At 63.8% G+C, this 12,846-nt stretch carries 11 protein-coding genes; 6 read left to right on the top strand and 5 right to left on the bottom strand.

Going from position 1 to position 12,846, the window contains the following annotated elements; all coding sequences use genetic code 11:
• Positions 1 to 27 precede the first annotated feature (27 nt).
• Positions 28 to 2,112, top strand: a complete 2,085-nt coding sequence (locus tag ACQR1I_RS32840) for a tetratricopeptide repeat-containing sulfotransferase family protein (protein WP_434870572.1) — start codon at positions 28 to 30, stop codon at positions 2,110 to 2,112.
• Positions 2,113 to 2,204: 92 nt separating this feature from the next.
• Positions 2,205 to 3,668, top strand: coding sequence for a tetratricopeptide repeat protein (locus ACQR1I_RS32835; RefSeq protein WP_434870571.1), 1,464 nt, complete (start codon positions 2,205 to 2,207; stop codon positions 3,666 to 3,668).
• A 55-nt stretch (positions 3,669 to 3,723) separates the two neighbouring features.
• Here ACQR1I_RS32835 and ACQR1I_RS32830 read toward each other — a convergent pair whose 3' ends face one another.
• The 4 genes from ACQR1I_RS32830 to ACQR1I_RS32815 all read right to left on the bottom strand — a co-directional run bounded on the left by ACQR1I_RS32830 (position 3,724) and on the right by ACQR1I_RS32815 (position 8,298).
• Positions 3,724 to 4,701, bottom strand: coding sequence for a UDP-glucuronic acid decarboxylase family protein (locus ACQR1I_RS32830; RefSeq protein ID WP_434870570.1), 978 nt, complete (start codon positions 4,699 to 4,701; stop codon positions 3,724 to 3,726).
• Between the two features lies 1 nt (position 4,702).
• Positions 4,703 to 5,608: a hypothetical protein gene (locus tag ACQR1I_RS32825; RefSeq protein WP_434870569.1), complete on the bottom strand. Its 906-nt coding sequence runs from the start codon at positions 5,606 to 5,608 to the stop codon at positions 4,703 to 4,705.
• A gap of 27 nt (positions 5,609 to 5,635) precedes the next feature.
• Positions 5,636 to 7,288: an AMP-binding protein gene (locus tag ACQR1I_RS32820; RefSeq protein ID WP_434870568.1), complete on the bottom strand. Its 1,653-nt coding sequence runs from the start codon at positions 7,286 to 7,288 to the stop codon at positions 5,636 to 5,638.
• Between the two features lie 299 nt (positions 7,289 to 7,587).
• Positions 7,588 to 8,298 (bottom strand): hypothetical protein, encoded by a 711-nt coding sequence (locus ACQR1I_RS32815; RefSeq protein WP_434870567.1) that lies wholly within the window; start codon positions 8,296 to 8,298, stop codon positions 7,588 to 7,590.
• A gap of 266 nt (positions 8,299 to 8,564) precedes the next feature.
• Between ACQR1I_RS32815 and ACQR1I_RS32810 the strand changes: the two genes are divergently transcribed.
• The 4 genes from ACQR1I_RS32810 to ACQR1I_RS32795 all read left to right on the top strand — a co-directional run bounded on the left by ACQR1I_RS32810 (position 8,565) and on the right by ACQR1I_RS32795 (position 12,400).
• Entirely contained in the window at positions 8,565 to 10,166 is a 1,602-nt protein-coding gene (locus ACQR1I_RS32810; protein ID WP_434870566.1) for an AMP-binding protein, read from the top strand.
• Positions 10,153 to 11,127: a hypothetical protein gene (locus ACQR1I_RS32805; protein WP_434870565.1), complete on the top strand. Its 975-nt coding sequence runs from the start codon at positions 10,153 to 10,155 to the stop codon at positions 11,125 to 11,127. Before ACQR1I_RS32810 ends, ACQR1I_RS32805 begins: the two co-directional genes overlap by 14 nt.
• Positions 11,124 to 11,819 carry a hypothetical protein gene (locus ACQR1I_RS32800; protein WP_434870564.1) on the top strand — a complete coding sequence of 232 codons (696 nt, stop codon included), beginning with the start codon at positions 11,124 to 11,126 and terminating at the stop codon, positions 11,817 to 11,819. Before ACQR1I_RS32805 ends, ACQR1I_RS32800 begins: the two co-directional genes overlap by 4 nt.
• Before the next feature lie 422 nt (positions 11,820 to 12,241).
• A complete protein-coding gene (locus tag ACQR1I_RS32795; RefSeq protein WP_434870563.1) occupies positions 12,242 to 12,400 on the top strand; it encodes a hypothetical protein in 159 nt (52 codons plus the stop codon).
• Between the two features lie 135 nt (positions 12,401 to 12,535).
• Here the strand turns inward: ACQR1I_RS32795 and ACQR1I_RS32790 are convergent, their stop codons facing one another.
• A complete protein-coding gene (locus ACQR1I_RS32790) occupies positions 12,536 to 12,769 on the bottom strand; it encodes a hypothetical protein (RefSeq protein ID WP_434870562.1) in 234 nt (77 codons plus the stop codon).
• Positions 12,770 to 12,846 lie beyond the last annotated feature (77 nt).

The raw sequence follows: 12,846 nt of genomic DNA, 5'->3' as shown, positions 1-12,846 counted from the left end.
CGGCAGAGAGGAGGGCGAGAACGTCCGATGAGTGGTCTATCGCCCGAGATGCTCCGCGCAATGGTGCTCGACGCGCAGAATGCCGAGTCGCAGAACCGGCTCGGCGACGCCGAAAAGCTCTATCGTGCGATCATCGACCATCAACCGGACTGCTTCGATGGTCTGCACGGCTGCGGGGTGGTCTGCTACCGCAAAGCAGACATGGCTGGCGCCGAGCATTGGCTCAAACGCGCCGTCGAGGTCGAGCCGGGGGCGGCGGCCGCTCACAATAACCTCGGGACGGTGTATTTCTCGACAGGGCGGCTCGACCTTGCGCTGGCGTGCTACCGGAAGGCCTTGTCCTTGACGCCGGGCTACATTGACGCGCGCGCCAATTTTGCGGCGGCGTTAAGCCGGACAGGCGATCTTCTCGCGGCGCGCCGCGAATATGAGATGGTGCTGGGCCAGGTCCCCGAGCATGCCGAGGCCAACAACAATCTTGGCGCCATTCTGCAGCAACTGGGCCTGGACGGAAGCGCTCATCTGGAGCGGGCACTTCAGGCCAGGCCCGACTTCCCGGATGCGCTCAACAATCTCGGCACAGCATTCTTGGAGCGGGGCGATGTCGCCCGCGCCGTCCCGCTGTTTCGCAGAGCCGCAGCCTTGCGGCCCGAACTTCCCGAGGCGCGCTACGGCATGGCCTGCGCACTCCTGAAGCAGGAGCAGTACCAGGAAGCGATCGATTGCTGCCACTCCGCCCTCGCGCTTCGTCCGGATTTCGCGGAGGTTCATGTCTGCCTCGGACGCGCGCAGCTCGGCTGCCGGCAGCACCAGGCGGCGATTGAAAGCTTCAGGGCGGCCATTCGGCTACAGCCGCACACCGCCGAGACCTTCCACCATCTCGGACGCGCATTCGATGGGATCGGCGATCAGAAGCGGGCGGAGGTGAGTTTTCGCAAGGCGCTGGAGCTCAACCCGAAGGATCTCGAATCTCTCGCGGCGCTGGCTGCGATCTATGCGCGGCACGGGTTCATCGAGGAGGCAAAGGCTGAATATGTCCGCGCGCTGCGATTGGCGCCCCGTAACCCGCGGCTCCTGAGCGATCTGGCAGGCTTGATGCATTTCAAGCCGGGGGATCCGTACCTTGCAACGATGGAAGACCTGCTCGGCGATCCGGCGTTGCTCGACGAAGATGCGACGACCGCGCTCCACTATGCATTGGCAAAGGCCTATGACGATCTCTATCTGTTCGATCGCGCCGCCGATCACATGGTCAAGGCCAATACGCTGAAGCGTCGGCGAATTGCTTATGACGAGCGCGGCGCGCTGCAGGACCTGGACAACATTCGTGAGCTGTTTTCGCGGCAGATCATCGAGCGCCACCGAGGCGCCGGGCATCGTTCCGAGGCGCCGATCTTCATCGTCGGAATGCCGCGCTCCGGCACGACCCTGATCGAGCAGGTCCTGGCCAGTCACGATCAGGTCTTCGGCGCTGGCGAACTGACGATCCTTGAGCAGAGTGCCACCGCGCTCCCTGGTCAGACGGGGGACACACGCCAGTTTCCCGACTATGTCCAGGTCATGGACGAGCGATGGCTGTCATGGCTGGCCGATGATTATCTCCGTGCAACGCGGCCGCTTGCCGGCGGAAAGCCGCGCATCACCGACAAGATGCCGGCCAATTTCCGCTACGTCGGACTGATCCATCTCGCCTTCCCGCATGCCAGAATCATTCATGCCCGCCGAAATCCGCTCGATACGTGCCTGTCCTGCTATTCGATATCATTCGACCAGGGTCAGGCCTTCACGTTCGATCTGCGCGAGCTTGGCCGGCTCTACAAGGCCTATGACCGGCTGATGTCGCATTGGCATCGTATCCTGCCGCCGGGCATCATGATCGACGTGCAATACGAGCAGCTCGTGGCCAACTTCGACTCGGAGGCGCGGCGGATCGTGTCCCATTGTGGTCTCGAATGGTCCGATGCCTGTCTGGCCTTTCACAAGACGGCACGGGCCGTGAATACCGCCAGCGTCGCGCAGGTCCGACGGCCGCTCTATGCGTCCTCGGTCGAGCGGTGGCGCGCCTATGAGCAGATGCTGCAGCCGTTGCGCGAAGAGCTGGAATTGCCGTAGTTGACAGCTAACGAAGACAGGCGGGTAGCGCCCGAACAGCACAAGGCGGTCAATGGCTCGCGCCATGACGATGCAGTTTTTCGTGGACTTACATGACTCAGCAGAATTCAGCGCTCGTTCCCACCCATCGTGCCGACGAGGTCTTCGACCTCGGGGCGGTTCTCACGGGCATTCCGGTCCCTGCCGTCCCCGCTACGCAAGTGGTGACGACGAGCTCGCACGAAGCCTTTCGACTTGCCGCCTCCCTTCACGGCAAGGGTGCGCTGGCCGAAGCCGAAGCGGTGCTCCGCGACGCCATTGCGCGCGATCCCGGCAATCCGGAGCTGCTGAATGCGCGTGGGGTGATGTTCGCAGCAATGGGGCGCGAGCTCGACGCGGTCTGGTGCTATCGCGATGCACTCGGCTGCGGCGGCGGAGCCGGCGTGTGGACCAATCTGGGCAATGCGCTCACCAAGCTCAAGCATCTCAAGAGCGCGGTGGCCTGTCACGAGCGGGCACTCGCGATGTCCGATGGCACCGAGCCGCTGTTCCACCAGAATCTGGGGACCGCGCTGGCCGAGGCTGGCCAGCATGGCGAGGCGATTGCTGCGTTCTCGCGTGCGGTCGAGCTCGATCCGGCACGGTTGATCGTGAAGTGGGATCGTGGCCGCAGCTACCTGTATCTCGGCAACTACCGTGCGGCCTGGCCCGACTACGAGGTGCGGCGTTTCACGGGCCAGTTGCCCGCCAAGACGCTGCCGGGCGAGCCATGGAACGGCCAGCCCTATGCCGGCAAGCGCGTGGTCCTCGTCGTCGAACAGGGGTTCGGAGATACGCTGTGGGTCGCCCGCTATCTGGCGCGCGTCAAGGCGCTGGGAGGCGAACTCGTCATGGAGTGCCAGGCCGAGCTGATCCCGCTGATTGCCGGCATGAAGGTCGTGGACCAGTTCGTCGTGCGGGATGCGCCGCTTCCCGAGGCCGACTATCACTGCTATTTGTGCAGCCTCCCCGGTCTGTTCACGCACGATTTCGCTTCGATTCCCACCTCAGCCTGTCTCGCGCCGCCGCGGGAGCGGATGGCGAAGTTCAAGCCGCGGCTTGATGAGGCTCGCGGCTGGCTCAAGGTCGGAATCGTCTGGTCCGGCAGCGTCACCTTCAAGCGCAACGCCGAACGTGCCCAGCCGCTGTTGCGCTTTCTGCAGGGCTTCGCGCTGCCCGGCGTGCAGCTCTACAGTCTGCAGAAGGGACCGCCCGAACAGGAATTGCGTGCCTTGCCGCGCGGCGGCCCGATCATCGACCTCGCGCCGCTGATCACGGACTTCGCCGACACGGCGGCTGCCATCGCGCAGCTCGACCTGATCATCATGACCGACAGTGCGGTGGCCCATCTGGCCGGCGCACTCGGTCGGCCGGTCTGGGTGCTGCTCGGGCATTGGGCGCACTGGCTCTGGCTGCTCGATCGCAGCGACAGTCCATGGTATCCTTCGATGCGACTGTTCAGGCCGCGCGGCGAAGGTGACTGGGATTTCGTCTTCGACGCGGCATCGGCCGAATTGATGAAGCTCATCAAGCCATGATGCGCCGAACGCTCGGCGTGCCAGCACGGGGGCCAACGTCTCGAACCCGACAACATCAGACGCCGACCTGCGCCTCCGCCCGGCCCATCAGAAGATCGTCGAAATAGGCGATGGTTCGCGCAAGTCCGTCCGCCAGAGGTGTCTGCGGGGCCCAGCCCAGCACATCATTGGCCTGTGAGATATCGGGGCGACGCTGCCGCGGATCATCCTGGGGTTTGGGCCGGACGACGATCTTCGACCGAGAGCCGGTCATCGCGATGACTGTCTCGGCAAGAGAACGGATGGTGATCTCCGCGGGATTGCCGAGGTTGAGCGGACCGGTGACGCCGAGCCCGCTCTGCATCAGTCGCATTAGACCGTCGATCAGATCGTCCACGTAGCAAAACGCGCGCGTCTGCTCGCCGTCGCCATAGATGGTAATGTCGTCGCCGCGCAGCGCCTGGACGATGAAATTGGAGACGACCCGCCCGTCGTTCGGATGCATGCGTGGGCCGTAAGTGTTGAAGATGCGCGCCACCTTGATGGCCACGCGGTGCTGACGGAAATAGTCGAAGAACAACGTCTCGGCGCAGCGCTTGCCCTCGTCGTAGCACGAGCGCGGTCCGATCGGATTGACGTTGCCCCAGTAGTCTTCGGTCTGTGGATGCACCGTCGGATCTCCATACACCTCCGACGTCGACGCCTGGAGGATCGGTACCTTGAGACGCTTCGCCAGCCCCAGCATGTTGATAGCTCCGAGCACGCTGGTCTTGGTCGTCTGCACAGGATCGTGCTGGTAGTGCACGGGGGATGCCGGACAGGCGAGATTGTAGATGCGGTCGACCTCGACATGGAGCGGAAAGGTCACATCGTGACGCATCAGCTCGAAACGCGGGTGCGACAGCAATTGCTCGATATTGCGCCGCGTCCCGGTGAAGAAATTGTCGACACAGAGCACCTCAGCGCCGCCGTCGAGCAGGCGCTCGCACAGATGCGAGCCGAGAAAGCCGCTGCCGCCGGTGACCAGGACGCGATCGGCGAGATCGTGGCGCATCTCAGGTCTCCAAGGGCGTGGCGGTCAGCGGGGGAGGTGGCGTCGCCTCGAGGCGGGCGATCTGCGTGACGCTGCCAATCCAGCGCGGCGAGGCGTGCAGCACCTCGAGGAACCACGCCTGTTCGAGCACCGGCTTGTAGATGCGGAACGTCTTCATGATCGAGAGGGTCACGGCCGAATCGAGCGGGCTCAGATAGGACACGTCGCCGTCGAGAAAATGCGGACTGTCCGCCCAAAACCCAAGCTGAACGCCGTTGAGGAAGAAGCAGCCCGCGGAAGGATAGGATGTCCGCTCGAACGCGACTCTGTCATCGAGGAACGGCATCTCCAGGCGGGGCTGATCGCTGATGTGCTGGTAGCGTGCGGTAACGTGCGGCCCGAGCCGATAGTCGACATACAGCTTGGTCACTGGTGGCAGCGGGGTGGCCTCGTATCGGTTGGGCTGCAGCAGCGCCATCGGGCCGAACGCGCGGTCGAACATCGCGCGTTTGCGCAGAAACAGAGGATCGACGATGACGATGTCATCCTCGACATAGCCGTAATAGTCATAGCTGCCTCGCGCTGCTCGCAACAACCGGTGGCATTCGAAGCCCAGTAGTTTGGGATCGGCGTCGGTCGGCACGTGCCGGTACATGCGCGCCAGTGGGCCGAGCGCGTCGACGAGATGCGAGTTGCCGGTCGTCACGATCGCGACCTCGAGTGCGTGCGGCTGGGCGGTCGTCATCGGCCATGCTGTGGCCGTGCCATGATCGAGGCCGTAGCTGCTGGCGCCCAGCGCCTGGTGCAATCCGGAGATGGTCGCCATCAGCGCCCGCAGCCGTTCGTCCCGCTTGTTGGCCTGCGTCGATCGGTTCTCGGCGCTGTCTGAGCCGCCGAAGAAATGGGGAATGGTGATGAGGATACGCATCGGCTCGTGTCGGAGAGATGGGGTGAATCAATAGTGCGTGCGCGGTTCTTCGGCGTGCTCCACCCGGGGATGGACCGTCAGTCCATCATCGGCTTGTGCGGCGGAGGCTGCATGACGGCGGCGGAGCGCCTCGCGCAGGATCTTGCCGGTCGGGAGGCGGGGGATGTCGCCGACGAATTGGTACCGCTTCGGACATTTGTAAGGGGCGAGCAGGGCAGCACAGTGGCTCCGAAGTTCGTTCTCCACCGCAACACCTTCGGTGTAGCCCGCCGCAAGCGTGACCAGCGCCAAGACCTCTTCGCCCATCTCCGGATGAGCAACGCCGATACAGGCGGCATCGGCGACCGCGGGATGGCTCACGAGGATCGCATCCACTTCAGCCGGATAGATTTTCAGCCCGCCACAGTTGATGATCTCGGCGCTCCGGCCGGTCAGGAAGAGATAGCCATCGGCGTCGAGATAGCCATGATCCCCCATGGTGTAGCGATCGCCGCAATAGGCAGAACGGGTCTTCTCCGGATCGTTGAAATACTCGAATCGTCCGCGCTCCGGTGCATCGAGGAACACTCGGCCGATTGTCCCGACAGGCAGCTCCCGCCCGGCGTCGTCGAGGATGGCGACCCGATCGCTCGCTTTCCCCACGCTGCCGGGCTTGCGGATCCATTCGTCGCTGGAGATGACGATGTCGCCGCCTTCGGTTCCGGAGTAGCATTCGGTGATGATCGGACCGAACCAGTCGATGATCTCGCGCTTGAGGCCCACGGCGCAAGGTGCGCCCGTGTGGAGCACGTTGCGCAGCGAAGAGATGTCGTAGCGGCTTCGAAGCGACGGCGGCAACTGTGCCAACCGATGCAGCAGGAACGGCGTCAGATAGGCGTAGGTGATCCGGTTCTCGGCAATCAGGGCGAGGAGGGCCAGCGGATCATATTTTTCGGTCAGCAGCACCGGCACGCCGCAGACGAGCGGCAGGCGGACGCTGAGATTGAATACGCCGGGCCGGCACAACGCCAGCGGCGCCAGGGCAAAGTCATGACTCGCCGACAATTTGAGTCGTCTACCGACCGCGACTTGCGTCGACAGCGAGACCGGCTCCCGCCGGTAGACGCCCTTGGGCGCGCCGGTCGTGCCCGAGGTGTAGATCAGGGGAATCCCGACCTTCTCGCACGAAACCGCGGCAGTGGCCGCGCGGGCCAGTGCGGAATGATAGTCCTCTGCGCCGGGTAGCGTCGTGCCGATGGTCAGCGTCGCGCGTCGACCGGTTTGATGACCCAGCATGTCCGCCAGAGGCCCGGCAATGCTGCCGTCGGCGATGACGGCCTTGGCGCCGCTGTCCTCGAGCAGATAGTCGACCTCTCGCGCGGTCAGGTCGGCTCGGATCGGTGTCACGCGGATGCCGGCTCGTTCCGCCGCGAGCGTGGTTTCGACAAATTCGGGACGATTGCCGCAGATCAGCGCCAAGCCGTCATCGGCGCCGATGCCGCGTTCCAGCAGCACGTGCGCAAGGCGGCTGCAGTTGTCGTCGAGCTCCGCGAAGGAACGATCGCCGAGCGAACAATGCAGCGCTGTGCGATCGCCGGCGAGCCTCGCCCAGGTGGCCAACGATACGCCCCGCTTGAAATGCCTCCGGCGGGCTGCAGGGTTATCGTTGCTGTCTGCTGCAACGAGGGTCTCAATGGCCATCCAGTCGCTCCTTCCTGCCGGATTTAGACAACAGAAATCGGGTGGCTTCAACCGGCCGGTTGGAAGCCGGCGGTGGAGTGTGACCTGATACATAGCAGTTGCCGAAAGGGCGGTTCTGGCGCGCGGTGGTCTAAGCCTCACGCCGGATTCGCGACGCGCGCAATAGTTGTAGAGATGCGCGTGGTCGCGAGATATTGCGTGATCGATGTGGGGCGACGATCCCTCGCCGCGACCATGCGAACGCAGCTTAGATTCGGCCCGGCGAAGTGCGTCGTCCTATGCAGCGAAAATCCGGGAACTCAGCCGGACTGACCGTGCCGAAGGAAGTCTTCGACGTCTCGGCGCATCTCGTCCAGGGTCCACCAGATAATTGTGAAATCGAAGCTCGGTCCGACATAGGAGTTCGTCCACCGGATGCCGCCTTCCTGGCTCTGAAATCCGAGCACGGATTTCATCTTTGGCACGTCTTCCACGAAGGCGAACAGGAACGGTGACTGCCAGAGGTCACAGACCATGGATCGCCCGGCGGGCCAGGTCAGGCTCGACAGTCCGGCGCGCCGAAACCGGGGATGGATCCATTGCGCGCCGGAAAGCGCGAACGAGCCGCGAACCCGCCGTGGCGTCTCTGCCGTCGACACCACCTGCTCGCCCGGCTGCGCGCGGGCCGGGTCATCGTAGAACAGCGACATGCCGACGAGCGCGTCGTGCATGGTCTGGCCGCCGGACAGATCGTAGCGGCGATAGCCGCGCGTCAGGATGACCTCGCCGGTTTGATCCGTCCCCTTGATCCAGAACGCTGCGTCGCCGCCACCACTGAAGTAGTCGGGATGAAACTGGGGCATCAGGGCATCCCAGCTGTCCCGGTTGGCGCGGTTGACTGCGTAGAGCTCGTCGAAATCGTTCGATAGTGAAACCGAGACATCGAGAGTCGACGCGCGCGCCGCGACGTCGCGGAGAGCGGCCTCGCTGAGAGGGCCGGCGCCGGTGCGGAGAAGGCTGGAGAACGCCATTGGGTCGAACTCATCGAGACAGGATGCAACGGACCGTTCCTGTTCGGAAGCGACCGTGGCCTTCAAGTTGAACGGTGCCCGTTCACGTCGCCGTCCGTCGGTCGCAAGAGAGCCGCGATGAGCTCAAGTCTGCAAGCGGCATTTGCGAACGTGAATCTGAAAGCACGCTTGTGTCGCCTAGAAACATCTGGACTTCAACCCTCAGATGATCAAAATACGGCATCTCGCCGGCACGCTGGCAACTCTCGAGCGTTGCAACCCTTGCCATGAAGATCAAGAACATTCACGCGGCGGTCGATAAAGGAGACCGGCTGGCGCTGAAATGCGGCGCTAAAACGCGGACATTCTGCGAATTCGAAGATCGCACCGATCGCCTCGCGAGCGCACTGATTGCACGCGGCTTGCAGAGCGGACAGCGGCTCGCAAGCATCTGCCGCAACAGCATCGAGCTGGTCGAGGCGGCAATCGCAGCAGAAAAAGCCGGACTGCGCTTCACGATCATCAATCCCGTCGCGGGGCGTCACGATCTCGAAGCGGAGTTGCTGTGCTGCGCGCCGCATGCCCTGATCATCAACATGCCTGTCAGCGACGAGGTCATGACGCTGCTGGCGCCATTCGAGACCAAGCTGCATGTGCAGGCCGTACCTGGTTTCCTGAGCTACGAGGACGTCCTGGCCGACGCTCCCGCCGGATCACTGCCTGAGCGCGTCGCCGGCCTTGCGATGCCGCTCACTTCCGGCACGACGGGCCGCCCCAAGGCGGTGTTCCGCAAGCATCCCTACGTTCCACCCTATCTGCGTCAACTGCTGGCGGTGACGGCCTTCGTGCCGGAGACGGATCTTGCGTTCGCGCCCGGCGGCGTTCAGGCGTCTGGGGTGCTCAATCTCGCCGTGAGACTGCCGTTGCGGGCCGGCGTCGGCGTCCTGATCTCCGATCTCACGGTGACGATGGAGGCCGACGCGGAGGACGTGCTGCGCACCATTGAACGCGAGCGGGTGACGCATCTGTATCTCCCGAACTACCTCATGCGTCAGCTCATGCAATTGCCGGAACAGGTGCGTCAATCCTATGACGTACGATCGCTCCGTTGCGTCCTGCATGGCGGCAGCCCGTCGCCCAGGCAGATCAAGCGGGCATTGATTGCGTGGCTCGGGCCGATCGTGACCGAGTTCTACGCCGGCGCCGAAGGTGGCGGAACGCTGATCACCTCCGCCGAGTGGCTCCAGCACGAAGGCAGCGTCGGCAGGCCGCAACCGGGGCTGGTCTGCATCCTCAACGAGGACGGTGTTGCCTGCGAGCCCGGCGAGCACGGCCTGATCTATTTCCGTCTCGCCCGGTATCAGCGTTTTACGTATCTCAACAATCCCGCGGCGACGGAGGCCGTCCATCGCTGCGATTTCTTTACGCTGGGCGACCGGGGCTATCTCGACGATGAAGGCTATCTGTACCTCGCCGGACGCACCGCCGAGGTGATCGACTTCAGCGGCAACAATGTCATGCCGGCCGAGGTCGACGAGGTCCTGCTCGCGCATCCGGCCGTCGCGGCCTGCGCCGCCTGCGGCATTCCGGATGCGAAATTCGGCGAGATCGTCGGCGCCGTCATCGTGCTGCGTCCCGGATTTGCGCCGACCGTCGCGCAGGCCGAGGAGATCTGGCGGTGGTGCAGATCCCGGCTGACGATCTCGAAATGTCCGCGACAGCTTGTCTTCTCTGACGACCTTCCAGGCTTCGGCCAGGGCAAGATCAATCGCAGATCGCTGGTGCCGTTGTTCGCAACGGGAGCGATGACATGGACCTATCAGGAAGCGGCATCCGACAGCACCGCAGCTCCGAGCCCGGGGGAGGAACTCACCGATGCACCAGGTTGACGCCGCCGAGACCGTAACCGCCGAGGCGCCGTCGTCAGCGGCTCCCGACGTATCGCGCTTTCCGGTCAGGGATGTTCCCGACAATCTGACCACCTTCGCCTTCCTGGCGCGGCAGACGCCGTATCGGCAGGCGCTGCGCGCCATGTCGGAAAAGCACAAATCCTATCGCTTCATCGAGATGGACCTCGATCCCGCGCTGTTGGCGGCACTGAGGTCGGCCGTCCTGGACGCGATTGACAAGTTCGGCCATGCCGGCTGGCAGCGTGCCGACGGCAAGGCGTCCACCTATGGCGGCTTCTCGCTCGCATACAATCCGAACCACAGGGACAATCTCGACCCCAATGTGAGCTCGCTCGGCACGCCGCAGAATACGGCCGACCGGTTCTTCTACAATCAGCGCGACCGCAATCGGCCCCTCAAGGATTCCTACTTCGATACGTATGGTTTCCGTCGCCGCACGCCGGCATCACAGCATGGTGCGCTGGGCACCTTTCTCGATCAGCTGCAGGTGCCGCTGATCAGGAGCCGGGTCGGCATCATCTACGGCAGCCAGGTCGATCCGGCTGATGAGAACTACCTTGCGACCGCCGGCTGGCATCGGGACGAGCCGGTCTACGAGAACCTGCGCGTCAACATTCCGCTGCAGACCGATCCGAACTTCGTATTTCAGATCGAAGGCGAAGCACCCCGGCACCTCGAGGTGGGCAAGGCCTATTCGTGGGATACGCACGTTCCGCATCGGGTGTACTGCCAGGGGAAAACGACGCTCGACCGCGTCCACCTCGTGCTCGGCACCTCGCCCTGGTTCACCTATCACGCCGACGATGATGCATGGGAACCGAACGCGTCGTTCGGCAAGGTCCATCCCTTCGAGTTGCTGATGGACGGCCGCATTCATCCCTCTTTGACAGGACGGGCATCGCAAGCTCGCGAGTCAGCCGCCGGCGGTCCGACGCCATGAAGAAGTTTCCGGCCTATTGTCCGCTCGATCTCGATTTTGATTGCGACCGCATGACTGCCGAGATCCTGTCGACCAGGCCCGGCTGGAAGCCGCTGGCTCCGGCCAAGCGGTTTGCGCGCAAGGCTGCGTTCTTCGAGGTGGCGCCGGAGGAGTTCTACGCCCGCTGTGAATATGTCGAGACCAACGATGATGGCGGCTTCGTCTATCAGCCGGGAGAGCCGACCTGGGCCGGCTGCAGCCTGACCGTCACGCCGCGGCACGAGGGATCATCGGCAGGATCGTTTTCGCTTCGTGCTCGCTTCGATGATTGGCACTGGGACTCCCGCTTCGACGTTCCCTATGTACGCTCTGTCGTTGAACGCCTGCCGTATTCGCAGATCGAAATCGTGCGCGTCATGAGCATTGCTCCCGGCGGTTTCGGGCCGGTTCACGTCGACTCGCGCAGCGACGCGCTCTGGGAAGAGCAGGGCTATGCGGCGACGACATTCATTCTGAGCAGCGGCGGCGCCGACATGATCTTTCAACGCGGCACGCAGAGGTTCGCGGCGGATGCCCGCGTGTTCTTCTTCAAGGACTGCTATCCTCACGGTGTGCCTCCCGTCACCACCCATCGTGTCCTGCTGCGCGTCACCGGCAAGGTGGACTATGACAATTACGTCCGGATGCTGAACCTTGGCGCGGCGATCTGGTAACTCTCAAAGCGCGCCTGGTACCCTGAATCTGAGGGACGTGGTTCGCCGACGTTCGAAGGGACGCTGTCGGATCTTCTTCTCGGCCACGACAAGGGTCGGCTCTATCGTTGTCGGCGTTGACGCAGGCATCGAGAGACGCGCTCCGTGATCTCCGATTAACCCTGTCAAACAGCCCGCCGCTATCAGCAGCCGTAGCTCGCGCCCATGCCGCCGCGACCTCGCGGCCCGTCAGGCCCGAGCTCTGCTGCAGTTGGCGTCCTCGTCAGAGGAGAGGGCGCAGGGAAGGCCGAGTGCCGACTGGCACCCGTGGCCCCCGTGCGAAGGAAATGCACGGGGCAGGAACCACAGGCTCAGCCGGAATCAACCCGGCCTTCCCTGCGCAATGGTCTTACGGCTGCTCCGTGCTCTCCCAGGGGACCGGCTTGCTTGCCCCCGTCATCGACATCGTCGCCGACCAAGACACCAGCGTCGGGGTGTCGGGACCACACGGCTTGACCGTCCGCAAAACGACGTTCGTCCGCACCTCGATCGAGATGCTGCGTCGCTCCGCGGCCACCGCTCCCCGCCGCAACGTCCCGTGACGATCGCGATACGCCCCTCTCAGTGCGGGCGGGATGGCCGGATCAAACCACTGATTTGGGGGCGGCGTCAACAGATTTTCTGGTATTCAGAATCTGCGCCCGGCGCAACCGGTCGATCGCACGGGGTGGCGGGCATCAAGCCCGCGGATGTCGTCCACTTGTGCCAAGCGCGAACCTGGCCTCGACGGCGCTCATGTTCCGCTTGTCAGCGGGCGTTCGGTACCAGCCCCAGAAAATGCCGGTGAGAAAATCTGGCTCCAGCGCGGCCGCATTCCAGTCGAGCCAGCGGTCCGCATGCGATCGCGTCGTCGCGTCCTCGGCCCAGAACTGCAGCCGCCCGTACATCGCTGCAACATGGCGCGCCAGCATTCGGGGATTGTCAGGTTGTCAACTCGCTGGCAGCTGGCAAATCAAGGTCGACGGCAGGAAGCATAGGAGATGCGCTC

This window comes from Bradyrhizobium sp. HKCCYLS2038 (assembly GCF_051167655.1).
Taxonomy (GTDB): domain Bacteria; phylum Pseudomonadota; class Alphaproteobacteria; order Rhizobiales; family Xanthobacteraceae; genus Bradyrhizobium.
This window is presented reverse-complemented; position numbering and strand designations above follow the sequence as displayed.